The organism is Vibrio sp. MarTm2 (genome assembly GCF_027587055.1).
In the GTDB taxonomy this organism is placed as follows: Bacteria; Pseudomonadota; Gammaproteobacteria; order Enterobacterales; family Vibrionaceae; genus Vibrio; species Vibrio sinaloensis_D.
Genome location: NZ_JAPPTK010000014.1, coordinates 21,335 through 43,476, shown reverse-complemented (window position 1 = coordinate 43,476; position 22,142 = coordinate 21,335). Strand labels below are relative to the sequence as shown.

Here is a 22,142-nt window from a genome sequence, read left to right as displayed (position 1 = left end):
TAAATCTCTTGCTGGAAATCGAAACCAATGCGAATCCCACGAATCTATCATCCAGAAACCATCTCACAGCTAGGCACTCTCATGTTGAGTGACGACGCTGCCGGCCACATTGGCCGTGTATTGCGAATGAAAGAGGGGCAAGATGTCCTGCTGTTTGATGGCAGTGGTGCTGAATTTCCAGCAACCATTTCAAGTGTGACAAAAAAACACGTCGAAGTGGATGTCACCGAACGCATTGAACACAGCGCGGAATCACCGCTTGATTTGCACCTAGGTCAGGTTATCTCACGTGGTGACAAGATGGAGTTCACCATCCAAAAATCGGTCGAGCTTGGTGTAAATACCATTACTCCTCTGATTTCAGAGCGCTGTGGTGTGAAACTGGATCAAAAGCGCTTCGAAAAGAAGCTCGCGCAATGGCAGAAAATCGCTATCAGTGCCTGTGAGCAATGTGGTCGTAATACCATTCCTGAAATCCGCCCAATCATGCAGCTTGAAGAGTGGTGCGCCGAAGACTATGACGGCTTAAAGCTCAACCTTCATCCACGTGCAAAATACTCAATCAATACCCTGCCAACACCGGTAGAGAAGGTTCGTCTATTGATTGGTCCAGAAGGTGGGTTGTCAGCGGAAGAAATCGGTATGACAGAAGAGTATAAATTTGAAGAGACACTGCTTGGCCCACGCGTACTGCGCACGGAAACAGCGGCTCTCACTGCAATTACAGCCTTGCAAGTTCGTTTCGGCGATCTTGGTTAAACGGAGAACAACAATGATCAAATTAGGTATCGTAATGGACCCTATCTCGTCCATTAACATCAAAAAAGACTCTAGCTTTGCCATGATGCTTGAAGCGCAGCGCCGCGGCTACGAAATCCACTACATGGAGATGAACGACTTACACCTAGACCAAGGTGTCGCCATTGCAGATACCAAGGTCGTCGAGCTAAAAGAAGATCCAACGGGTTGGTATGAGTTTAAATCGGAGCAAACCATTGAACTGTCTGAGCTTGATGCCGTTCTGATGCGTAAGGATCCTCCGTTTGATACCGAATACATCTACGCGACTTACATCCTTGAGCGCGCTGAAGAGCAAGGCACACTGATTGTAAACAAACCGCAAAGCCTACGTGATTGTAACGAGAAGCTGTTCACCGCTTGGTTCCCAGAACTTACGCCGACCACCATCGTAACGCGTAAAGCCGAGAAGATTAAACAGTTCCGCGAGCAACATGGCGACGTGATCCTAAAACCTCTTGATGGCATGGGTGGCGCATCTATCTTCCGCGTGAAAGAGGGTGATCCAAACGTGTCGGTGATCATTGAAACCCTGACCAACCACGGTCAAAACTACGCAATGGCGCAAACCTTCGTCCCAGACATCAGCAATGGTGACAAGCGCATCCTAGTGGTCGATGGTGAGCCGATTGGTTACTGCTTAGCCCGTATTCCAGCTAAAGGTGAAACCCGCGGCAACCTAGCCGCTGGCGGGACTGGTGAAGCAAGACCATTAAGTGAAACAGATAAAAAGATCGCTGAAGCTGTAGCGCCTACACTTAAGGAAAAAGGACTGATTTTTGTTGGTTTGGATGTCATCGGCGACAAGCTAACTGAGATTAATGTAACAAGCCCAACGTGCATTCGTGAAATCGAGGCTGCATTTGATGTTTCGATCACCGGCAAGCTTATGGATGCGATTGAACGCCGCATCAACAAATAATAACAAGGGGGCGGAACCTCTGCCCCTAATAATCTGTTGGAGTGTCTATGAATTTAACTAACCATTTTTTAGTGGCGATGCCCGGGATGAAAGATCCCTACTTTGAGCGCAGCGTCATCTACGTGTGCGAACACAATGATGAGGGCGCCATGGGTCTAATGATTAATGCTCCAATCGACGTCACCGTCGGCAAAATGCTCAAACAAGTGGATGTCCAATCGGTTCATCCGCAGCTGTTCACCGACAGCCTCGAAAAGCCTGTCTTAAAAGGTGGCCCCGTCTCAAGCGATCGAGGCTTCATCTTGCACCAACCCAAAGATGAGTATGAATCGAGCATTCAGATGACAGACAATATTTCGGTTACCACCTCGCGAGATATTCTCACCGTGCTAGGCACCGAAGCGGAACCAAACGAGTACTTGGTGGCATTGGGCTATTCCGGCTGGGAGCCTGGCCAGCTCGAAAGTGAACTCTCAGACAACTCATGGCTGACCATCGAAGCGGACCCAGACGTCATTTTTAACACGCCCATTGCTGAGCGCTGGCAAAAAGCCGTGCAAATGTTGGGTATTAACGTTGCTCAGCTCTCAAGTGAGATTGGCCACGCGTAATCGACCATAAAGACTAAAAACAGGATTCTCATGTCTAGAACCATCATGTCCTTTGACTTCGGTACCAAAAGCATTGGTAGTGCAATTGGTCAAGAGGTCACGGGTACCGCCTCTCCTCTTCGTGCATTTAAAGCCAATGACGGAATCCCCAATTGGGATGACATCGAAAAATTAATCAAAGAGTGGCAACCCGATTTATTGGTTGTTGGTTTACCGACCGACCTCCATGGTCGCGATTTAGAGACCATCACACCTCGGGCGAAAAAGTTTGCCAACCGACTGCACGGTCGCTATGGCTTACCTGTCGAGTTGCATGATGAAAGACTCTCAACCACCGAAGCTCGTGCAGACCTCTTCAACATGGGAGGATACAAGGCGCTAAGCAAGGGCAATGTGGATTGCCAATCCGCCGTTGTGATTCTGGAAAGTTGGTTTGAAGCGCAATGGGGTGAGTAAGCCCCCCATCGCAGAAACTAAACGAAAAAAGCTGGCTATTAAGCGCCAGCTTTTTTGATCGAACGGCGTTTATAAGTCTTGAGCTTCAATCCAAAGCACGGCGTCTTGCGACAGCTCTTTGCCTTTAAACTCTTTATCAGGACCTGACCCTAGGCACGCAAATCCCCACTTGCCTGCTGTTGGCACACCGAAAGTAAACATGCCATTGTCATCCGTGATGGCAACAATCGCAGACGCAGGCGTGCTGCGATGCGTGCCTTTGCCAAAAGCATTCGCTTTACTATCAATATCAGTGTTTAGAAATTCAATCTCACACTCAACACCTGCCGCTGGCTTACCTTCAGAGAGAAGCTGGCCAGTAAATGTACTACCAGCAAGCACTTGGTAAGGCTTATTCTTCGGCACAATTTCCGTCTTCAAACCCAGTGGCTTCTCCCACCCAGTTGGCAGTCCACCTTTATTGATGTAACGCTTGGTGATTTGTTGAATGTAGATGTCCTCACCGCCTTCATAATAAGGCGCTGGTGTTGCGGCAAAAATGTAATCACCGTTGCGACGGATTTTGTACTCTAACTCAAACGCCTTTGCCTTGTTGTCAGGGCCAGTCCACTCAATAGGTTGCAACGTATCCAACAGATCCGTTTTCTTGCCTTTGAATGTAACCGTTAGGGCTTCTGGCTTTTCAATGTCCATCACATGGCCGTTGTCCATCGGGTGACCAAACACAACCTTCATGTCCACGGTCGTTGGAGCGTCAAGCTGAGAAGTTGGCGTATGCATTAATAGGAAGTGAGCCTGAGAAGCGGCAGACAAAGAGAGTGCAGCCACACCAACCGCTAGAGATAACTTTTTCATTTTTTCATCCTAAATTTCTTTGGTTATTCAACAATATTCTTGCCATCAACTTCTATGGAATGTCCCGGCCCAGCATTGAACTGAACTTTGTACTCACCTGCAGGTTTCTCAAATTCAATTTCACCATCTTCGTTAATTTCACTGGTAATTAACGTCTTGCCCGAGCCGTCAATCACCAACACTTCTACGCCGGATGCTGAAGAGCCATCGGAAAAGCCCCCTTCACACAAAATGGTATTGTCGCCGAAGTCATAACATGAAAATAACGGGGTATGAGCCAGTGCTGCACTAGGAAGCACTGCACTCATTAGTAAGAGCAGAGTTTTTTGTTTCATTCTTTCGTCCATTTCTAGCATTTTTAAAAAGATATTGAGAATGACTCCCAATTTTATGCCGAGAGATTAACGACTGAATTCAACAAATGAAAGTGAGAATGATTATTAAATACATCTTCATTGATATAAATCATTTATACAATGGTTATTGTTTAATTAATTTTCGGCGCATTGTTTACAATCTCGAAAGGAAAAACTACTCACTGTTATTACATGCAAACTACCTTAAGCCAGCTATCCATTGGACAAAGCGCAACGATTGTTTCTCATCAATCGAGCGGAGCCGTTCGCCAACGCCTACTTGATTTAGGGCTAATTCCACAGTCTCAAATCAAGCTGATTCGCAAAGCGCCGCTGCGTGATCCTTTCGAGTTTAGAGTGGGCGCAACCAGCGTCGTGATCAGACAAACAGAAGCCGAGACCGTTATCGTGCAACTCGCAACGTTGTCGTAAGGAATTCGTAATGCAACGGAAAAAAGTACTACTGGCAGGCCAACAAAACGCGGGCAAGTCGACGATTTTTAATATGCTGACAGGCGCAAGACAGCATGTTGCTAACTACCCAGGCGTTACTGTAGACAAAAAAACAGGCTATTTCTCGGTAGCCGGCGACGCCTACCAACTCATCGATTTACCCGGTACGTACAGTTTGAGCTGCTACTCACTAGAAGAAAGGGTTGCTCGCGATGCCCTTAGACAAGAGTCGGCTGACGTGGTGCTCAACGTAGTCGATGCCGCCAACCTCAATCGCTCTTTGCATCTCACACTGCAACTGATTGAAATGGGTCTGCCAATCGCCTTGGTACTTAACATGATGGACGTTGCTCAGTCAGAGGGTATCGCTATCGACTCGAGTGCGTTGAGTCAACAAATCGGTGTGCCTGTCGCAGAATGTATTGGTAGGAAAGGAAAAGGTGAAGATCAGATCAACGCTGCTCTACTCAATGCTAAAAAGCAGCAAGCGCCAATCGATTATCCGCAATTAGAGCCCGAGCTTTCTTCACTCACCGAGTGGCTCGATAGCGCGATTGCCCCGCAAAGCTACTCGTTCCGCTGGCTTGCACTGCGACTGTTAGAGCGCGATAGTCATATCGATGAATGGCTTGGCGAGTTGCTGTCTGACCAGCAAACTCAGCAGTTGAGTGCCAAAGTCGAGCTGTATTTAAACGGCATTGAAACAAGGTTAAGCAGCACAGTCAGTGATTACATTGTTGCGCAGCGACATCTGCGTGTCTCGATGCTTGTTGAAGCGTGCAGCAGTCAATCTTGCCGCCAAATCGAAAAACTCTCTGTGAGCGACAAAATTGACAAGGTTGTCCTCAATAAATTTGGCGCGCCGCTGTTTCTTATCGCGACCGTATTTGTCATCTATCAGAGCTCCATTGTCTATGGATACGAGCTAACCAACTACTGGTGGCCTTATCTCGCAGGGCTTAGAGAGCTCATTGCCGGGGTCTTACCCGACGCGGGTTTTCTCCACGATCCTTACGTTCGATCGCTCGGCCTATGGATTGTCGACTCAGCCAACACGCTACTCAACTATATCCCCATTTTTCTGATTCTGTTTGCGCTTATCGCGATCATTGAAGATTCAGGCTACATGGCAAGGATCGCATTTATTTCAGATCGGGTACTCAATCGCTTTGGCTTACATGGACAAAGTACATTGCCGATGATTCTCGCAGGCGTCTTTGCCGGGGGATGCGCCGTACCGGGCGTCATGGCAACCAAAGGGATTCCAGACAATCGCGCTCGCATTGCGACGATCCTAACGGTGCCGTATATGAACTGTTTAGCGAAAGTCCCTTTGTACACCCTGCTTCTGGGTATTTTCTTTGTTGAAGACAAGTCTTTGATGACATTTTACATTTCGACAATTTCAATCATCGCAGCGCTACTTGTGGCAAAGCTGTTAACCCAATCTGTCTTGCGCCGTACCGAGCAAGCCCCTTTTGTCATGGAACTGCCGCGCTACAACCTGCCAACGGCACGCAGTGTGGTGACTCGCTCTCTGGAGAGAACCTGGATGTACGTACGCAAAGTGGGCACCATTGTGCTTGCGGTCTCTACGGTCATTTTCGTCTTGTTGCAATTTCCCGGCGTTCCAGAGCAAGAACAGCAAGCGTTCCAAACCCGAGCGGAAAAAGCCGTCGCTCGTTTTCAAAAAGCAGCGCAAAAAACTCAGTATGCCGACTCATTTGATGAACAGTCGTTAACAGACCTCGTAAACTTCTATACGGATTACCGCGCAGCAAAACTGAATGCGAAAGGCGCTGACGCATCTCAATCAGTGAACACCGCTTTCCAATCTCGCAATGAACTTTACTTCGCCATTACTGCGAGAAAAGGAGGAAAAGATGCCGCTAAACTCAACAAAGCATTAAGAAAACTGGCTTCGGAAAGAAAGAAAATTCGCCGAGAAATGAAAGAGAGGCGCCTTGAAGCTTCACTGTTAGGTAGTTTTGGCCGAGCTTTGGAACCTGTCACCCAATATGCGGGGTTTGATTGGAAAATCAACGTCGCACTATTTTCCTCGTTTGCCGCTCGCGAAAGCAGTGTGGCGACACTCGGCGTGCTATTTCAACCCGAAGAGGACAATAACCAAAAACTGGAGCAGCGGATGGCCCAATCAGATGAACTTGCCGGTCACGGCGAAGTCGCTGCTGTTGCGCTGATCTTGTTCTTCATTTTGTACCCACCCTGTCTCGCCACCGTGATGATGATAAAAGTGCAGACGGGAGAGTACAAATGGATGCTCCTCTCCATCGTATTACCAACCTTGCTCGGTTTTACCGTCGCAACGCTTGTTTATACGATCGGTACCCGCTTTGCTCTAAGTGGAATCCAAGTGATGTCACTCACCTACTTTTCAGCCTTAGCCGCTTTACTGCTAGTCGGTCTACACGATAGAAAGCGGCAGAAAAAACAGGGGCAACCTATTCCTATAAAAGTTGTTGAGAAATAGCATGTTCGAACAAAACTATACCGTCTTGGATACACTAGGGTTAATCGCGATTGTGGCAATCGCCATTGTCTATCTTTACGTTCGCTTGGTGAGAAAAAAAGCCAGTTGTGGAAATGGTTGTGGTGGCTGCTGCTCAGATAAATCGAAAGAGAAAATCTAGCCAGTAAAAAATGCCCTGCAGACTAGCAGGGCATGGTTCAATCCATATCAATTTTCACATTACTCAAAGAGCCACCAGCGAATCCGTCACCTCGCCTTGTCTTTAGCATAATGCGTAAGTCATTCGCGGAGTCCGCACTGTGCAAGGCATCTTTTTCATTGATTTTTCCATCGATAACCAACTGATATAAAGCTTGGTCAAAGGTCTGCATGCCTATCTCTTTTGATTTAGCCATGGTCGATTTCAACTCATGCAGCTCACCTCGGCGAATCAGGTCTGACACGCGCGGGCTATTAAGCAGAATTTCAAACACACCGTGACGCCCTTGACCATTCTTATCACGAATCAACTGTTGGCCTATCACGCCGCGTAGGTTCATCGACAAATCAAACAAGAACTGCTCTTTTTGCTCTTTTGGCACCAAATGCAAGATACGCTCAAGCGCTTGGTTTGCGTTATTCGCGTGGAGCGTCGCCATACACAGGTGACCCGTTTCAGCAAACGTCATCGCGTATTCCATGGTTTCACGAGAACGAATTTCGCCAATTAAGATCATATCCGGCGCTTGGCGCAGCGAGTTTTTAAGCGCGACTTCATAGCTTTCAGTATCTAGCCCAACCTCACGCTGGGTAACAATGCAGCGCTTATGCTCATGCACAAACTCGATCGGATCTTCCACAGTAAGAATATGACCAGTTCGGTGGGTATTTCGATAGCCCGTCATTGCGGCCATGGTGGTGGATTTCCCTGATCCTGTAGCACCGACGACCAACACGAGCCCTCGCTTGGCGATCGACAGATCTTGCAGCACATCAGGCAAGCGTAAATCTGCAAAGCTTGGAATCGTGGTCTCAATGCGGCGGATCACCGCGCCGGGCAATTCTCGTTGATAAAACGCCGAAACCCGATAACGCCCAAAGTCTCGTACAATCGCAAAGTTCGCCTCTTTGCTTGAATGGAATTCTCGCTGCCGATCTTGATCCATCATACTTCTGAGTAGCATATCCACATCATTCAGTGACAGCTTCTCACCATGCGCACGCAGCTCTCCGTCAACTCGATAAAGAATCGGAGCACCGACGGTAATGTATAGATCAGACGATTTTTGGTTGTTCATTCCCTGAAGGTAAGCATTAATATCCATATTCTCACCCATCAGAACAAACTATTGGATTCAGTTTCGATCTTCTTCGCCACTTCATCAGGATCCACCTGACCTTGGGCAATCAACTGCTTAGCGTGCTGCTCCATGGTCTGCATGCCGTGCGCTGCGCCAGTTTGGATAACCGAATACATCTGTGCCACTTTGTCTTCACGCACCAAATTTCGAATCGCTGGGGTTGCCATCATGATCTCATGGCAGGCGGTGCGCCCTCCCCCAATCCGCTTCAGCAGTTTCTGCGCGATAACAGCACGCAGTGACTCCGACAACATGGATCGCACCATGTCTTTATCACTGCCAGGGAAGACATCGATAATACGGTCAATGGTCTTAGCGGCACTACTGGTATGCAGCGTACCAAACACTAAATGGCCTGTTTCCGCCGCCGTCAGCGCCAAGCTGATCGTCTCTTGGTCACGCAATTCACCCACCAAAATGACATCGGGATCTTCACGCAACGCACTACGCAGCGCATTACTAAAGCTATGGGTATCACGGTGCACTTCGCGTTGGTTTATCAGGCACTTGTTGTTGGTGTGAACAAATTCGATAGGATCTTCGATGGTAAGAATGTGTTTATTCTGGTGGCGGTTAATGTGATCCACCATGGCAGCAAGCGTCGTCGATTTACCCGAGCCTGTTGGTCCAGTAACCAAGACCAAGCCCTTCTCCATATTGGCGATCTTTTCGAAAATTTGCGGCGCTTCCAATTGCTCTAAGGTTGGAATGTCGGTTGGAATGGTACGAAACACCGCCGAGCTACCACGAGACTGGTTGAACGCGTTGACACGGAATCGACCGACGTTAGGTAACTCAAATGAAAAATCGACTTCAAGCCGCTCTTCAAACTCACTTCGCTGAGCATCGTTCATGATTTCAAAAATCAAACGGTGCACATCAGAATGACTAAAAGCAGGAACACCAAGCTTTCTTACTTCTCCATCTATACGTACCATGGGGGAAACACCCGCAGAAAGATGTAGATCTGATGCATTATGCTTTACACTAAAATCCAGTAATTCAGCGATATCCATTTATTTTCCTTAAGTAAAATCGGCTATGAACAGTATTCAACAAAATATTGAACAGATCACCTCACAGATTGAGAGCGCACAACAAAAGTGTGGACGACCTCGAGAGTCAGTGCAACTTCTGGCGGTGAGTAAAACGAAACCTGTAGACGCAATTCTCGAAGCTGCCCACGCAGGCCAAGTTGCATTTGGTGAAAACTACGTGCAAGAAGGGGCCGATAAAGTAGCATATTTTAACGAACACCATCCAGAACTTGCGCTTGAGTGGCATTTTATTGGCCCGATCCAATCCAACAAGTCTCGTCACGTGGCAGAGAACTTTGCTTGGGTACATACGGTTGACCGCGCCAAGATAGCTCAGCGCCTCAATGACCAACGTCCAGCAGGCATGCCTCCGCTTCAAGTCCTAATGCAAGTCAACACCAGTGGTGAAGCATCAAAATCTGGCCTGAATGAAAATGAAATCTTTGCCCTGGCAGAGTTGATTTCTTCGCTGCCCAACCTCACGTTAAGAGGGTTGATGTCAATTCCTGCCAACGTGTCTGACTACGCATCGCAGCTATCAGCATTTAAGCAATTGGCCGAGTTAAAAGATGTGCTGGCAAAGCGTTTTCCAGATGAGCAGCTTGATACCCTATCGATGGGAATGAGCGGCGATATGGAAGCGGCCATCGAAGCGGGAAGCACAATGGTTCGTATCGGGACCGCCATTTTCGGCGCACGTGACTACAGCAAGTCGTAAACAAATAGAAGGACAAGATAACCAATGGAACACAAGAAAATTGCCTTCATTGGCGCGGGCAACATGGTCAAAGCCATTGTTTCTGGATTAATTGCAGATGGGTATCCTTCATCTTTGATTACGGCGACTGCACCTTCAGAAACAAGGCGCCTACCGCTAGAGCAAGAGTTTGGTATTAGTACCACCAACAATAATAGCGACGCCGTACAAGAAGCCGATGTGGTTGTGTTGTCTGTGAAGCCACAAATGATGGAAGAGGTGTGCAAGCCTCTTCAGCACCTAGATTGGTCAGGTAAATTGGTTATCTCGATTGCCGCGGGTATTCAAAGTGCGCGCTTTAATGAAATGCTAAACAGTGAGCTCAACTTGGTTCGAGTGATGCCTAACACACCTTCGCAGCTAGGGTTGGGCATGAGCGGCTTGTTTGCACCAGCGCATGTCTCTGAGCAAGATAAAGCCTTTGCAGCTCAGCTCATGGAATCATGTGGAAAGGTCTGCTGGGTTGAGCAAGAATCTGGTATCAACAACATCATTGCCGCGGCAGGCAGTGCACCAGCCTATTTCTTCCTGTTTATGGAAGCGATGCAAGCCGAGGCCATCGCGCAAGGCTTTGATAAAGACACCGCGCGTTTATTGGTTCAACAATCAGCACTCGGTGCGGCCAGTATGGTGGTGAACAACCCAGAAATCGAGCTTTCCGCACTAAGAGAGAATGTCACCTCTAAAGGTGGAACAACCGCAGAGGCGCTGCGCACATTCAATGAACACCAACTTTCAGATATAGTAGCCAAAGCCATGCAAGCGGCGGTCGCGCGCGCTGAAGAGATGGAAGCACTATTTTAACTATTTGAGCCTCAGGCTCACTAACTAAGGGTCACCTATGAATTCGATGAGTTTTCTGATTTCCACCCTATTTGATTTGTACATCATGGTGGTGATCTTACGCATTTGGCTGCAAGCCGCCCGTGCCGATTTCTACAATCCGTTTTCGCAGTTTATCGTCAAAGCCACTCAACCTGTGATTGGCCCACTGCGCCGAGTCATTCCATCTATCGGAAGCTTGGATATGGCAACCGTCTTGTTTGCCTACGTATTGTGTGTTCTCAAGTTTGTCGCGTTGATTCTTATTGCATCCAACGGCTCAGTATCATTCAGTGCAGATTTTCTATTCTTGGGCTTCTTGTCACTTCTAAAAGCGGCCGGCAGTCTGTTGTTCTGGGTGCTATTGATCCGCGCCATCTTAAGCTGGGTGAGTCAAGGTCGCAGCCCGATTGAGTACGTATTCCACCAGCTCACTGAACCTATGCTGGCACCAATTCGTCGCCTTATTCCGGCGATGGGTGGTTTCGACCTCAGCGTGCTGGTGCTTTTCATCGCTCTTCAATTCGCTAACTTCCTAATGGGCGATTTGATCGGTCCAATCTGGTTCCAACTATAATGTCTAACGTTGCTTGGTTTGATGGCGAAGATTTAGTTCTTCGCCTCTATATTCAACCAAAAGCAAGTAGAGACAAGTTGGTCGGGTTACATGGCGATGAACTGAAAGTCGCCATTACTGCCCCACCCGTAGATGGCAAGGCCAATGCGCATTTGAGCAAATACCTCGCAAAACAATTTAAAGTCGCGAAGGGATTGATCAAGATAGAAAAAGGCGAACTCGGCCGGCACAAACAGCTCAGAGTAAACTCGCCCACTCAAATCCCCGCAGAAATTAAAGCCATCTTATGATGGCTTTTTGTTTACAAAGGAAGAAGCAGCTATGAAAAAATGGATTACCCTACTGTGTGCAAGCTTGCTTGCTCTACCGACATGGGCAGGTCAGTTTAAAACCATCAAAGAGGTAGAAGTGCACTACTCTGCCTTTAACTCTACCTTTTTGACACCGCAAGTCGCGCGCAGCTATAAGCTAAAACGCAATGGCTACTCCGCGCTGCTCAACATCAGTGTGCTCGACAACTACCAACCAGGTAAGCCTGCTATTACAGCGAAAATCAGTGGCTCGGCGAAAAACCTGCTTGGTCAAACTCGTCAGCTGACCTTCCGGGAAGTCAAAGAGGCGAACGCCATTTATTACTTAGCAGAGTTTCCCATTAGCGACGAAGAGAACTTAACCTTCACAATTGATGTTAATGCTGGCAATAAAGGTACGGGCACATTAAAGTTCACCCAAAAATTTTATGTCGAAGAGTAATTAGGTTGTGATGATCTAAATGCTTTTGGACACCCTAAGACCGAAACCTATTTAACGGGAAGAGGCGTCACTCTCCCCACTGATAAAAACGAAAGAGACCACCATGAAAAAGATAGTGCTAGCAACTGGCAACCAAGGCAAAGTTCGTGAAATGGCTGACCTACTGTCTGACTTCGGCTTCAATGTTGTTGCTCAAAGCGAGTTCAATGTATCGGAAGTCGCCGAGACTGGCACAACCTTTATCGAAAATGCCATCATCAAAGCGCGCCACGCAGCAAAAGAAACCGGTCTTGCCGCTATCGCGGATGACTCTGGCCTTGAAGTGGATGCCCTTAAAGGCGCACCAGGTATCTATTCTGCCCGTTATGCAGGTGTTGGTGCAACTGACCAACAGAATTTAGAAAAGCTACTTGAAGCAATGAAAGACGTACCGGAAGCAGAACGCACTGCACGTTTCCACTGTGTACTGGTGCTAATGCGCCATGAAAACGATCCAACACCGATCGTTTGTCACGGCAAATGGGAAGGCCGCATTCTGACGGAAGCTCACGGAGATAACGGCTTTGGTTACGACCCAATCTTCTTTGTCCCTGAAGATAACTGCGCTTCAGCTGAACTAGAGCCAGCACGCAAGAAGCAACTTTCTCATCGTGGTAAAGCGCTCAAAACACTGTTTGCAACGCTTTCTGAGCAGCCTTTGTAATCGTAATGAGCCAACTAATTCCACCAGCGTTAAGCCTTTATGTACACATCCCATGGTGTGTACAAAAATGCCCATATTGCGACTTTAACTCGCATGCTCAAAAGGCAGAGATTCCCGAGAAGGAATACATTGCCGCTCTGCTTCAAGATTTAGAGGCCGATATTGAACGCTATCAACTAGAGAGCAACCCACGCCTACTGCATTCCATATTTATTGGCGGCGGTACGCCAAGTTTAATCTCACCACAAGGCATTGCCGATCTGCTCTCTGGTATTGAGGCAAGGCTGCCATTTAAGCCAGATATTGAGATCACTATGGAAGCCAACCCAGGCACCATTGAGGCAGAACGTTTTGCTGGTTACCAAAAAGCAGGAGTCACTCGGATTTCGGTGGGCGTGCAGAGCTTCGAGCAACAAAAGTTAGAACGACTTGGGCGTATCCACGGTCAAGATGAAGCCGTTAACGCCGCCAAGCTTGCTCATCAGATTGGCTTAAACAGCTTTAACCTCGATCTTATGCACGGCTTGCCGGATCAATCGGTTGATCAAGCTCTTGCGGATCTTGAGAAAGCGATCGCGCTCGATCCTCCGCATCTATCTTGGTATCAACTGACCATTGAGCCCAATACTCTGTTCTACTACAAACAGCCAACGCTACCTGACGACGATGACCTGTGGGATATTTTCGAACTTGGACATAAAAAGCTCGCTGACGCTGGCTACGTCCAATACGAAATCTCCGGTTACAGCAAGCCAGGATACCAATGCCAACACAACCTCAACTACTGGCGCTTTGGTGATTACCTTGGCATAGGCTGTGGCGCTCACGGTAAGATCAGTTTTCGTGATGGTCGCATTGTTCGCACCACCAAAATTAAACACCCTAAAGGCTACCTTGCCGCGTACGACAACATGGTCAAACCGTACTTAAACAGCGAAGAAAAAGTTGCAGCAGACGATCGCCCTTTCGAGTTCTTTATGAACCGCTTCCGACTTCTTGAAGCCTGCCCTAAGCAAGACTTTCTTGATACAACAGGCTTGGGCTTTGAAGCAATTCAAGCAACCATGAACTGGGCGATTGAGATGGGCTACATCGACGAGAGCGATACTCATTGGCAAATCACCGAGAAAGGTAAGCTGTTCCTTAACGATCTGCTCGAAGCCTTTATGGCAGAAGAATAAAACCGATATAAAAAAAGGGTTGAGGCGTAAACCTCAACCCGTTGTTTATAAGGCGTGTCAGATTAGAAGATCGAACGACCGATTCGCTCAGCAAGCAACTCTAACGCTTTGGTTCCTGCCAATGAGTTACCTGAAGGATCAAGTTCAGGCGACCATACCGCAATCGTCATTTCTCCGGGAACCACCGCAATGATGCCCCCACCAACCCCTGATTTCCCCGGCATACCGACACGATACGCAAACTCGCCCGCTCCGTCATAGAGGCCACACGTTGCCAATAGTGCATTGAGCTGCTTCGTTTGAATCGGCGTAATCACGGGCTTACCCGTTTGCACAGATGTCCCTTTGTTGGCCAAGTAGCTGAAGGTCTTTGCTAAATCGACGCAGCTCATTTTGAGCGCACAGGCGTGGAAATAGTTGTTCAGTACCGGAATCACATCGTTTTCAAAGTTACCAAACGAGCGCATCAGATACGCGATCGCTGCATTACGATCGCTGTGCATCATCTCCGAAGCCGCCACGACTTTGTCATAACAGATATGGGTATCGCCCGATAGCTGACGAACGAATTCAAGCAGTCGCTGGCGCGGCGCCGACAAACGGCTGTTGAGCAAGTCAGCCACCACAATCGCACCCGCATTAATAAACGGGTTACGCGGAATGCCTTGTTCCATCTCGAGCTGAATCAGTGAGTTAAACGCCTGACCCGATGGTTCTTTACCGACTCGACTCCAAATCTCGTCCGGTTTATACAAGCACATCGCTAACGTTAGGCTCAGCGCTTTAGAGATGGATTGAATGGAAAAAGACTCATCAGCATCTCCAGCTTTGATCACTTGACCATCGTTGGTAAATACCGCAATCCCCAGTTTGTTTGCCGGCACTTTCGCAAGAGCCGGAATGTAATCAGCAACTTTACCTTTCCCAATCAGAGGACGAACCTCTTCTAGGATTTCAGTGAGAATTTCTTTTGTCGGTTTCATGGCAACCTTAAAAATCAATTAGTTATTATTATTTTCTTGTAGGGTCAAAAAAGCCAACATCGTGGAATGTTGGCTTTCTCGTTGTTTGTTGAGCGGTTAGCAGAGTAACCTGCGCGAGGCTATTTTACGCGCTTGTATTTAATATCCCAAACACCGTGACCCAAACGGTGACCGCGCGCTTCAAATTTTGTTAGCGGGCGCTCATCAGGGCGAGGAATGTAATCACCCTCTTCAGCGATGTTCTCAAAACCAGGCGCTTGATTCATAACTTCAATCATGTGCTCTGCGTAGTTTTCCCAGTCTGTCGCCATATGGAAAATACCTTCGCCATCAATCAGTTTTTGGCGAACCATTTCAGCGAAGTCGAGCTGAACAATACGGCGCTTGTGGTGGCGCTTCTTGTGCCATGGGTCAGGGAAGAAGAGTTGCAGCGTTGCTAGGCTGCTATCAGGGATCATGTGCTCAAACACTTCTACCGCATCGTGACACATAACGCGTAGGTTAGTAACACCCGCCTCACGAGCGTCAGACAGACACGCGCCCACGCCAGGGCTGTGTACTTCGATGCCGATAAAGTTCTTTTCTGGTGCATTCTTCGCCATTTCAACCAGCGATGCGCCCATGCCAAAACCAATCTCGAGAACGACAGGGTTATCGTTGCCAAACACTTCTTTCCAATCAAGAAGCTTTTCTTGGTAATCAATACCCATGGTTGGCCAACACTCATTCATCGCGTTTTCTTGACCTTTGGTCAAACGACCTTCGCGGCGAACAAAGCTGCGAATTTTGCGTATCAGTTTACCGTCTTCGTTGTACTCGTTAGTGGTCACTTCACTCATGATTTTGCCTGTTTAAAATTTGGTCTCGACTCAAAGGGATTGTGATTATCCAAAGAATTGCCACTGGTGCAAGTTTTTTAGCGAATTCCACTCTTATCCCTGATGGAAAGTATACCCTTACTGTTTGTCGGTTGTACTTTACCTACAAACTATGATGCAATTTTGCCAGATTCGATAACAAAATAAACAGAGCAAGTCGTGACTCCATTCGCCAGTGCCATCCTAGAGTGGTATGAAAACTATGGCCGTAAAAGCCTACCTTGGCAGCAAGATAAAACCGCATATAGCGTTTGGCTGTCAGAAATCATGTTGCAACAAACTCAAGTTGCTACCGTCATCCCCTATTACCAACGTTTTCTAGAGCGATTCCCAACGGTTATCGATTTAGCCAACGCTGAACAAGATGAAGTTCTCCACCTTTGGACGGGACTGGGCTATTACGCGCGAGCTCGTAACCTGCATAAAGCGGCGAAAGTGGTCGCAGAACAATATGGAGGAGAGTTTCCGCTCAACATAAAAGAGATGAATGCGCTACCGGGTATTGGACGTTCGACAGCCGCAGCGATTCTTTCCTCAGTCTATAAACAGCCACACGCCATATTAGACGGCAACGTTAAGCGAACCTTAGCGCGCAGCTTTGCTGTAAAAGGTTGGCCCGGACAAAAGAAAGTTGAAAATCAATTATGGCACTACGCTGAGGCGCACACGCCCGATGTGGACGTAGATAAATACAATCAAGCCATGATGGACATGGGCGCCATGGTGTGCACTCGCAGCAAACCCAAGTGTACCCTGTGCCCAGTCGAATCAATGTGCGTTGCCAACCAGCAAGGTAATCCACTTGATTATCCAGGTAAAAAACCGAAAAAAGAGAAGCCAGTGAAAGAGGCATGGTTTGTGATGCTTCACTTTGATGGCAAAGTCTGGCTAGAGCAACGCCCGCAGTCTGGTATCTGGGGCGGGCTATTCTGCTTTCCTGAACACAGTGGCGCCGATATTCAGCATCAGTTGGACCTTCGCGGCGTCTTAGAAACTAGCATCAAGCAAACCAGCCAATTGATCGCTTTTCGTCATACCTTCAGTCACTACCACCTCGACATCACCCCAATTTTGGTAGACTTATCAAACCAACCTAATGTGGTAATGGAAGCAGGCAAAGGTCTTTGGTATAACTTATCCCAACCTGAAGAGATTGGTTTAGCCGCACCAGTCAAACAATTACTGGAAAGCTTACCCTTTGAGCTTCAACATTAATCTATTTAAGGAATCGTTATGAGCCGCACCGTATTTTGTGCTCGACTGCAGAAAGAAGCTGACGGTCTAGACTTTCAACTTTATCCAGGTGAACTGGGCAAACGTATTTTCGACAACATTTCAAAAGAAGCTTGGGCTGAGTGGCAACACAAACAGACCATGCTGATCAATGAAAAGAAACTCAACATGATGGATCCTGAGCATCGTAAACTGCTTGAAGCAGAGATGGTCAGCTTCTTATTTGAAGGCAAAGAGGTTCACATCGAGGGTTACACGCCACCGAGTGAGTAAAAACTCACCGAAGCGTAACGATCAACGAAAAGACATCACTGCACTGCATTGATGTCTTTTTTTAGGAGAATTATGAAGAAGTTAGCCTACTTTGCTCTGGCAATGACCTTGACCGGTTGCAGCCGAGAATTAGTCGAAAGCATGTATGACGTCAATTACGAACCGACCAACCGTTTTGCAAAAAACCTAGCGGGGCTACCTGGCCAATTCGCAAAAGATACCGATGCCCTTGACGCCCTAATCCATAGTTTTTCAGGCAACATTGAAAAACGCTGGGGACGGAATGAAATCAAGTTTGCGGGCAAAAGTAACTACGTTAAATACATCGACAATTATTTGAGCCGCTCAGAGGTGAACTTCGATAAAGGGTTGATCACGGTAGAGACCGTCTCTCCGACCGACCCAAAAGGGCATTTAAAAAATGCCATCATCACCACACTCCTAACACCAGACGACCCAGCCAACGTCGATCTATTCTCTTCTAAAGAGATCACCCTCGAGGGTCAGCCCTTTCTTTATCGACAAGTGGTTGATCAAGATAAACAGCCCATTCAGTGGTCTTGGCGAGCTAATCGATTTGCCGATTATCTGATCGCCAATCACCTCAAAGTCAAAGATGTCGACTTTAAGAAAGCCTACTATGTCGAAATTCCTATGGTGGAAGAACAGTTCGAGATCCGCAGCTATAAATACGCAGACATTGTTCAGCGCGCTTCTCGTAAGTACGACATCCCCGAAGATCTAATTTACGCCATCATTAAAACTGAGAGCAGCTTTAACCCTTACGCGGTCAGTTGGGCCAATGCCTATGGCTTGATGCAAGTTGTCCCTAAGACAGCGGGTAAAGATGTGTTTAAGCTCGTAAAGAAAAAGTCGGGGGAGCCAACTCCAGAGTATTTATTTAACCCTGAAAACAACATAGATACTGGTACCGCTTACTTCTACATTTTGAAAAACCGCTATTTGAAAGACGTCAATCACCCACTTTCACTCGAGTACAGCATGATCTCAGCGTACAACGGGGGGACGGGGGGCGTGCTAAACACCTTTAATCGCAGTGATAGAAAACGAGCAATGCGGGACTTGAACTCATTGCAACCCAATCAGGTCTATTGGGCGCTCACGAAAAAGCACCCAAATGCCGAAGCGCGCCGATACTTAGAAAAAGTCACCAAATTCAAAAAAGATTTTAACTCAGGGAAAACATAACCAGTCAAAACGACTAAATAATCGACACTTAAGCACTTTTTTGATTTTTTTTCTAAAAACCTGTTGACGGCAAGACCAAAAATCCGTTTAATAGCGCTCCGTCGCCCGGATAGCTCAGTCGGTAGAGCAGAGGATTGAAAATCCTCGTGTCGGTGGTTCGATTCCGCCTCCGGGCACCACAATTTGATTTGTTGGTGTCTTAACAAAACGTTATAACACGGACAAAAGCACAAAGAATACAGTGTGCCGACTTAGCTCAGTAGGTAGAGCAACTGACTTGTAATCAGTAGGTCACCAGTTCGATTCCGGTAGTCGGCACCATTCTTTTGCCTCGATAGCTCAGTCGGTAGAGCAGAGGATTGAAAATCCTCGTGTCGGTGGTTCGATTCCGCCTCGAGGCACCATTATTTGGTGCGCTTGCTTAGCAATAGCAAGACACAAACAGAATAGTTCCTCCTTAGCTCAGTTGGTAGAGCGACGGACTGTTAATCCGCAGGTCGCTGGTTCGAGCCCAGCAGGAGGAGCCACTTTAAGAAGCCAAGTCGAAAGACTTGGCTTTTTTCATTTCTGATTTCCTCAGTTCCCTAGTCTCTTAAAATAACCTTACCTCTATCGCCTTCGAGCGTGATGGCACTTACCTTGACTTAAACAATTGGATTGCTATGCACTGGCTTTCTTAAAAAGAACTTATTTTACACTTAAAATTTAATCTCAATCATAGTTTGAACCCTGACTGCTATTAGCTTCTTATCTTCTACACTAATATGAAGGTTGTGTTACAGGTCGACGTGTAACTGTAATAAATATAAAAATGACTTATTTGTGAGCTGATTTTATGAAACTAAAGACACAAGCTTATTTGTTGTCAGGAATTATCTTGATCGCTTTACTCGCTTTAACTGCAACGGGTTTATGGACGTTACGTGTCGCCAGTAATCTGGATAACAAAGCGCGTGTAACGGAGCTGTTCAAAAGTGCGTACAGCATCCTTACTGAAGTGGAGAAAATGGCTGTCGAAGGCACCTTGGAAGAAGATGAAGCCAAAGCGCTTGCCACTAGACTGCTGCGCAACAACATCTACAAAGACAACGAGTACGTGTATGTTGCCGATGATAAAATGACTTTCGTTGCGACGCCGTTAGATCCGCAACTTCATGGCACAAGCTTCCATGACTTCAAGGATGGCAACGGCAACAGTGTTGGCCAACTGATCCTTGATGTTTTAGGGCGCAGCTCTGGCAAGATCGTTGAATATACTTGGACACAAAAATTGGCTGATGGCTCGATTGAAGAAAAACTCTCGATTGCCGAGCGAACACCTCATTGGGGCTGGGTTGTTGGTACGGGTATTGGTTTCAACGAAGTAAACGCTCGCTTCTGGTCAACGGCACAATGGCAGCTCATGCTATGTCTTTTGATCGCGGGTTCAATCTTAGCCGCACTGATCGTTTCCATTCGCCGAATGCTCGCTCTGCTTGGTGGCGAGCCTCAAGATGTCCGTAAAGCGGTTCAAGATGTGGCTAATGGACACATTCAGACGTCATTCAACGAAAAAGCACCATCAGGCAGTATCTATGAAGCGGTGCAGCAGATGAGCCAATCTCTCGCGCAGTTGGTCGAAAATCTAGACGGCTCAATGCACGCTCTTCGTGGTGAGCTGGCGAATGTGGAAGAACGAGCGGCAAGCATCGCTCAGCTTACGGACTCTCAGCAGCAGTCAACGGAGATGATCGCCACAGCAATGACGGAGATGGCATCATCCGCTAACAATGTTGCAGACTCTGCAAGCGACACAGCGAAAAACACCGATGAAGCAGATAAACAGTCTCAGCATACGCAGCAATTAATTCACAACACTGTCGACAATATTCAAGGGTTAGCTAGCCAGTTGGGCGCTGCAAGTCGTGCCGTCGCCGACCTAGACAACGACGTCAATAATATTGTGAAAGTACTCGACGTGATCGGTGATATTGCAGAGCAAACCAATCTTCTTGCTTTGAATGCAGCCATCGAAGCTGCTCGAGCTGGCGAACAAGGACGAGGTTTCGCCGTTGTTGCAGATGAAGTACGTAATCTCGCAGGACGCACTCAAGATAGCACCAAAGAGATTCAACAGATGATCACCAACTTGCAGGAAGGCTCACGTAATGCCATCCAAACAATGGAAGTGTGTGCGGAAACCAGTGAGAGTACAGTCGAAGAGTCTCAAAATGCCTCAGAAGCACTTCAACAAATCGTGGTTGCATTAGAATCGATTTCTCAAATGAGCCACCAAATTGCGACAGCAGCAGCAGAGCAAACCCAAGTGAGTGACGATATTTCTCAACGAATTAACATGATCGAAGAGAGCGGTACACAATTAAGTGGTGTGGTAACAGAGAGTCACAACAGCACTCAAAGCTTAGCGAAACTGGCCAATGAGCTTGAAAACTGGCTCAGCAAATTTACTGTTAAGCACTAGTTATCGGCCCAATCCTACAAAAGCACGCTCAAATGCGTGCTTTTTTACTTTCTAAATCCCCCAAACGCAGATAAGACATAGCCTAAGCGCACTCGCCTTCTATACATTTCTTATCCAAAATGGACAAAAACAGCCCATTAAGTATAGAAAAACAACAAACGATATTTTTTTTGCATTTTAATGTTGACCTGAAACACGAAAAGCCTTTTAATACACCTCGTCGCCCGGATAGCTCAGTCGGTAGAGCAGAGGATTGAAAATCCTCGTGTCGGTGGTTCGATTCCGCCTCCGGGCACCACAATTTACTTGTTGGTGTCTTAGCTAGACAACAGCAATGAAAAGAAATAAATGCGCCGACTTAGCTCAGTAGGTAGAGCAACTGACTTGTAATCAGTAGGTCACCAGTTCGATTCCGGTAGTCGGCACCATTTCTTTTTACAATGAATAATTCCTCCTTAGCTCAGTTGGTAGAGCGACGGACTGTTAATCCGCAGGTCGCTGGTTCGAGCCCAGCAGGAGGAGCCACATTTAGTGTGCCGACTTAGCTCAGTAGGTAGAGCAACTGACTTGTAATCAGTAGGTCACCAGTTCGATTCCGGTAGTCGGCACCATTCTTTCTCTTTAGAAAGATTATAAAAAGAATAATTCCTCCTTAGCTCAGTTGGTAGAGCGACGGACTGTTAATCCGCAGGTCGCTGGTTCGAGCCCAGCAGGAGGAGCCACTTTTAAAGCCAAGTCGAAAGACTTGGCTTTTTTTATTGCCACAATCTCACCTCCTTTTGCCTAAGATCTCCATCCACTACCCTATCTCCAATTTATCAATTCGAGTATCAACAAGTTGAGATGCCACACAAATACCATTGTGGTTGCAAATTCCATCGTCTCTGCGCCATCAAACCTTTCCCGCTAGTATGACGCTAAGTAATAAGCCTTGTCATACGCACTCAAGAAGCCTTTATGCACAGATACAAAAAAGCCAGTTGTGTTACCACA

At 47.3% G+C, this 22,142-nt stretch carries 24 protein-coding genes and 9 tRNA genes; 27 read left to right on the top strand and 6 right to left on the bottom strand.

Features of this window, described 5'->3' with window-relative positions:
* Positions 1 to 27: 27 nt before the first annotated feature.
* From rsmE to ruvX, 4 genes are read left to right on the top strand one after another with little or no spacing between them, the layout of a single operon-like run.
* On the top strand, positions 28 to 759 hold the full coding sequence (rsmE, locus tag OH458_RS19435) for a 16S rRNA (uracil(1498)-N(3))-methyltransferase (RefSeq protein WP_269979509.1): 732 nt from the start codon (positions 28 to 30) through the stop codon (positions 757 to 759).
* 13 nt (positions 760 to 772) lie between these two features.
* A complete protein-coding gene (gshB, locus tag OH458_RS19430) occupies positions 773 to 1,720 on the top strand; it encodes a glutathione synthase (RefSeq protein ID WP_005475173.1) in 948 nt (315 codons plus the stop codon).
* A 47-nt stretch (positions 1,721 to 1,767) separates the two neighbouring features.
* The gene (locus OH458_RS19425) at positions 1,768 to 2,331 is read left to right on the top strand and encodes a YqgE/AlgH family protein (protein ID WP_269979508.1); all 564 of its coding nucleotides are present in this window, start codon (positions 1,768 to 1,770) and stop codon (positions 2,329 to 2,331) included.
* A gap of 30 nt (positions 2,332 to 2,361) precedes the next feature.
* Entirely contained in the window at positions 2,362 to 2,787 is a 426-nt protein-coding gene (gene ruvX, locus OH458_RS19420) for a Holliday junction resolvase RuvX (protein WP_038137825.1), read from the top strand.
* 69 nt (positions 2,788 to 2,856) lie between these two features.
* Here ruvX and OH458_RS19415 read toward each other — a convergent pair whose 3' ends face one another.
* Positions 2,857 to 3,642: a DUF4198 domain-containing protein gene (locus tag OH458_RS19415; protein WP_269979507.1), complete on the bottom strand. Its 786-nt coding sequence runs from the start codon at positions 3,640 to 3,642 to the stop codon at positions 2,857 to 2,859.
* Between the two features lie 23 nt (positions 3,643 to 3,665).
* On the bottom strand, positions 3,666 to 3,977 hold the full coding sequence (locus tag OH458_RS19410) for a hypothetical protein (RefSeq protein WP_038137830.1): 312 nt from the start codon (positions 3,975 to 3,977) through the stop codon (positions 3,666 to 3,668).
* 213 nt (positions 3,978 to 4,190) lie between these two features.
* Here OH458_RS19410 and OH458_RS19405 point away from each other — a divergent pair, with 213 nt between their 5' ends.
* Genes OH458_RS19405 through OH458_RS19395 form a run of 3 tightly spaced genes read left to right on the top strand, consistent with a single transcriptional unit; the run spans position 4,191 to position 7,102 of the window.
* On the top strand, positions 4,191 to 4,430 hold the full coding sequence (locus tag OH458_RS19405) for a FeoA family protein (protein WP_269979506.1): 240 nt from the start codon (positions 4,191 to 4,193) through the stop codon (positions 4,428 to 4,430).
* Between the two features lie 10 nt (positions 4,431 to 4,440).
* Positions 4,441 to 6,942, top strand: coding sequence for a ferrous iron transport protein B (feoB, locus tag OH458_RS19400; RefSeq protein WP_269979505.1), 2,502 nt, complete (start codon positions 4,441 to 4,443; stop codon positions 6,940 to 6,942).
* 1 nt (position 6,943) lies between these two features.
* Positions 6,944 to 7,102: a FeoB-associated Cys-rich membrane protein gene (locus OH458_RS19395; protein WP_269979504.1), complete on the top strand. Its 159-nt coding sequence runs from the start codon at positions 6,944 to 6,946 to the stop codon at positions 7,100 to 7,102.
* Between the two features lie 37 nt (positions 7,103 to 7,139).
* On the opposite strand, the gene OH458_RS19390 is transcribed toward OH458_RS19395, so the two are convergent.
* Complete coding sequence (locus tag OH458_RS19390) at positions 7,140 to 8,246, bottom strand: PilT/PilU family type 4a pilus ATPase (RefSeq protein ID WP_038214693.1); 1,107 nt, start codon at positions 8,244 to 8,246, stop codon at positions 7,140 to 7,142.
* Between the two features lie 11 nt (positions 8,247 to 8,257).
* Positions 8,258 to 9,298, bottom strand: coding sequence for a type IV pilus twitching motility protein PilT (locus tag OH458_RS19385; protein ID WP_005475129.1), 1,041 nt, complete (start codon positions 9,296 to 9,298; stop codon positions 8,258 to 8,260).
* 25 nt (positions 9,299 to 9,323) lie between these two features.
* On the opposite strand from OH458_RS19385, the gene OH458_RS19380 reads away from it, so the two are divergent.
* From OH458_RS19380 to hemW, 7 genes are all read left to right on the top strand, one after another.
* Positions 9,324 to 10,037, top strand: a complete 714-nt coding sequence (locus tag OH458_RS19380) for a YggS family pyridoxal phosphate-dependent enzyme (protein ID WP_269979503.1) — start codon at positions 9,324 to 9,326, stop codon at positions 10,035 to 10,037.
* A gap of 24 nt (positions 10,038 to 10,061) precedes the next feature.
* Positions 10,062 to 10,880: a pyrroline-5-carboxylate reductase gene (gene proC, locus OH458_RS19375; protein WP_269979502.1), complete on the top strand. Its 819-nt coding sequence runs from the start codon at positions 10,062 to 10,064 to the stop codon at positions 10,878 to 10,880.
* 37 nt (positions 10,881 to 10,917) lie between these two features.
* On the top strand, positions 10,918 to 11,475 hold the full coding sequence (locus OH458_RS19370) for a YggT family protein (RefSeq protein ID WP_269979501.1): 558 nt from the start codon (positions 10,918 to 10,920) through the stop codon (positions 11,473 to 11,475).
* Entirely contained in the window at positions 11,475 to 11,765 is a 291-nt protein-coding gene (yggU, locus tag OH458_RS19365; protein WP_005475152.1) for a DUF167 family protein YggU, read from the top strand. Before OH458_RS19370 ends, yggU begins: the two co-directional genes overlap by 1 nt.
* A 31-nt stretch (positions 11,766 to 11,796) precedes the next feature.
* The gene (locus OH458_RS19360; protein WP_005475132.1) at positions 11,797 to 12,228 is read left to right on the top strand and encodes a DUF4426 domain-containing protein; all 432 of its coding nucleotides are present in this window, start codon (positions 11,797 to 11,799) and stop codon (positions 12,226 to 12,228) included.
* A 103-nt stretch (positions 12,229 to 12,331) separates the two neighbouring features.
* Positions 12,332 to 12,931, top strand: coding sequence for an XTP/dITP diphosphatase (locus OH458_RS19355; RefSeq protein ID WP_038137848.1), 600 nt, complete (start codon positions 12,332 to 12,334; stop codon positions 12,929 to 12,931).
* Positions 12,932 to 12,936: 5 nt separating this feature from the next.
* Positions 12,937 to 14,112, top strand: coding sequence for a radical SAM family heme chaperone HemW (gene hemW, locus OH458_RS19350; protein WP_443088531.1), 1,176 nt, complete (start codon positions 12,937 to 12,939; stop codon positions 14,110 to 14,112).
* A gap of 62 nt (positions 14,113 to 14,174) precedes the next feature.
* Here hemW and glsB read toward each other — a convergent pair whose 3' ends face one another.
* Positions 14,175 to 15,095 carry a glutaminase B gene (gene glsB, locus OH458_RS19345; RefSeq protein WP_038137854.1) on the bottom strand — a complete coding sequence of 307 codons (921 nt, stop codon included), beginning with the start codon at positions 15,093 to 15,095 and terminating at the stop codon, positions 14,175 to 14,177.
* 119 nt (positions 15,096 to 15,214) lie between these two features.
* The gene (gene trmB / locus OH458_RS19340) at positions 15,215 to 15,934 is read right to left on the bottom strand and encodes a tRNA (guanosine(46)-N7)-methyltransferase TrmB (protein WP_269979500.1); all 720 of its coding nucleotides are present in this window, start codon (positions 15,932 to 15,934) and stop codon (positions 15,215 to 15,217) included.
* A 198-nt stretch (positions 15,935 to 16,132) separates the two neighbouring features.
* Between trmB and mutY the strand changes: the two genes are divergently transcribed.
* The 13 genes from mutY (at position 16,133) to OH458_RS19275 (ending at position 21,871) form a co-directional block, all read left to right on the top strand.
* The gene (gene mutY, locus OH458_RS19335; RefSeq protein WP_269979499.1) at positions 16,133 to 17,188 is read left to right on the top strand and encodes an A/G-specific adenine glycosylase; all 1,056 of its coding nucleotides are present in this window, start codon (positions 16,133 to 16,135) and stop codon (positions 17,186 to 17,188) included.
* An 18-nt stretch (positions 17,189 to 17,206) separates the two neighbouring features.
* Positions 17,207 to 17,479: an oxidative damage protection protein gene (locus tag OH458_RS19330; RefSeq protein ID WP_008078685.1), complete on the top strand. Its 273-nt coding sequence runs from the start codon at positions 17,207 to 17,209 to the stop codon at positions 17,477 to 17,479.
* Positions 17,480 to 17,551: 72 nt separating this feature from the next.
* A complete protein-coding gene (mltC, locus tag OH458_RS19325; RefSeq protein ID WP_269979498.1) occupies positions 17,552 to 18,688 on the top strand; it encodes a membrane-bound lytic murein transglycosylase MltC in 1,137 nt (378 codons plus the stop codon).
* A 103-nt stretch (positions 18,689 to 18,791) separates the two neighbouring features.
* Positions 18,792 to 18,867: transfer RNA gene (locus tag OH458_RS19320), tRNA-Phe, on the top strand.
* A gap of 66 nt (positions 18,868 to 18,933) precedes the next feature.
* Positions 18,934 to 19,009: transfer RNA gene (locus OH458_RS19315), tRNA-Thr, on the top strand.
* 7 nt (positions 19,010 to 19,016) lie between these two features.
* Positions 19,017 to 19,092 (top strand) — tRNA-Phe (locus OH458_RS19310).
* A gap of 47 nt (positions 19,093 to 19,139) precedes the next feature.
* A tRNA-Asn gene (locus tag OH458_RS19305) sits at positions 19,140 to 19,215 on the top strand.
* A 308-nt stretch (positions 19,216 to 19,523) separates the two neighbouring features.
* The gene (locus tag OH458_RS19300; RefSeq protein ID WP_269979497.1) at positions 19,524 to 21,149 is read left to right on the top strand and encodes a methyl-accepting chemotaxis protein; all 1,626 of its coding nucleotides are present in this window, start codon (positions 19,524 to 19,526) and stop codon (positions 21,147 to 21,149) included.
* Between the two features lie 222 nt (positions 21,150 to 21,371).
* Positions 21,372 to 21,447 (top strand) — tRNA-Phe (locus OH458_RS19295).
* A 54-nt stretch (positions 21,448 to 21,501) separates the two neighbouring features.
* Positions 21,502 to 21,577, top strand: a tRNA-Thr gene (locus tag OH458_RS19290).
* 21 nt (positions 21,578 to 21,598) lie between these two features.
* Positions 21,599 to 21,674, top strand: a tRNA-Asn gene (locus tag OH458_RS19285).
* A gap of 10 nt (positions 21,675 to 21,684) precedes the next feature.
* Positions 21,685 to 21,760, top strand: a tRNA-Thr gene (locus OH458_RS19280).
* 35 nt (positions 21,761 to 21,795) lie between these two features.
* Positions 21,796 to 21,871 (top strand) — tRNA-Asn (locus tag OH458_RS19275).
* Positions 21,872 to 22,142 lie beyond the last annotated feature (271 nt).

Coding starts and splice junctions, on each gene's coding strand:
- OH458_RS19410 (WP_038137830.1), bottom strand. CDS start 3,977: ATGAAACAAAAAACTCTGCTCTTACTAATGAGTGCAGTGCTTCCTAGT.
- trmB (WP_269979500.1), bottom strand. CDS start 15,934: ATGAGTGAAGTGACCACTAACGAGTACAACGAAGACGGTAAACTGATA.
- glsB (WP_038137854.1), bottom strand. CDS start 15,095: ATGAAACCGACAAAAGAAATTCTCACTGAAATCCTAGAAGAGGTTCGT.
- OH458_RS19330 (WP_008078685.1), top strand. CDS start 17,207: ATGAGCCGCACCGTATTTTGTGCTCGACTGCAGAAAGAAGCTGACGGT.
- OH458_RS19370 (WP_269979501.1), top strand. CDS start 10,918: ATGAATTCGATGAGTTTTCTGATTTCCACCCTATTTGATTTGTACATC.
- rsmE (WP_269979509.1), top strand. CDS start 28: ATGCGAATCCCACGAATCTATCATCCAGAAACCATCTCACAGCTAGGC.
- feoB (WP_269979505.1), top strand. CDS start 4,441: ATGCAACGGAAAAAAGTACTACTGGCAGGCCAACAAAACGCGGGCAAG.
- OH458_RS19405 (WP_269979506.1), top strand. CDS start 4,191: ATGCAAACTACCTTAAGCCAGCTATCCATTGGACAAAGCGCAACGATT.
- OH458_RS19395 (WP_269979504.1), top strand. CDS start 6,944: ATGTTCGAACAAAACTATACCGTCTTGGATACACTAGGGTTAATCGCG.
- proC (WP_269979502.1), top strand. CDS start 10,062: ATGGAACACAAGAAAATTGCCTTCATTGGCGCGGGCAACATGGTCAAA.
- OH458_RS19380 (WP_269979503.1), top strand. CDS start 9,324: ATGAACAGTATTCAACAAAATATTGAACAGATCACCTCACAGATTGAG.
- yggU (WP_005475152.1), top strand. CDS start 11,475: ATGTCTAACGTTGCTTGGTTTGATGGCGAAGATTTAGTTCTTCGCCTC.
- OH458_RS19385 (WP_005475129.1), bottom strand. CDS start 9,298: ATGGATATCGCTGAATTACTGGATTTTAGTGTAAAGCATAATGCATCA.
- mltC (WP_269979498.1), top strand. CDS start 17,552: ATGAAGAAGTTAGCCTACTTTGCTCTGGCAATGACCTTGACCGGTTGC.
- OH458_RS19360 (WP_005475132.1), top strand. CDS start 11,797: ATGAAAAAATGGATTACCCTACTGTGTGCAAGCTTGCTTGCTCTACCG.
- OH458_RS19390 (WP_038214693.1), bottom strand. CDS start 8,246: ATGGATATTAATGCTTACCTTCAGGGAATGAACAACCAAAAATCGTCT.
- hemW (WP_443088531.1), top strand. CDS start 12,937: ATGAGCCAACTAATTCCACCAGCGTTAAGCCTTTATGTACACATCCCA.
- OH458_RS19300 (WP_269979497.1), top strand. CDS start 19,524: ATGAAACTAAAGACACAAGCTTATTTGTTGTCAGGAATTATCTTGATC.
- ruvX (WP_038137825.1), top strand. CDS start 2,362: ATGTCTAGAACCATCATGTCCTTTGACTTCGGTACCAAAAGCATTGGT.
- OH458_RS19355 (WP_038137848.1), top strand. CDS start 12,332: ATGAAAAAGATAGTGCTAGCAACTGGCAACCAAGGCAAAGTTCGTGAA.
- OH458_RS19415 (WP_269979507.1), bottom strand. CDS start 3,642: ATGAAAAAGTTATCTCTAGCGGTTGGTGTGGCTGCACTCTCTTTGTCT.
- gshB (WP_005475173.1), top strand. CDS start 773: ATGATCAAATTAGGTATCGTAATGGACCCTATCTCGTCCATTAACATC.
- OH458_RS19425 (WP_269979508.1), top strand. CDS start 1,768: ATGAATTTAACTAACCATTTTTTAGTGGCGATGCCCGGGATGAAAGAT.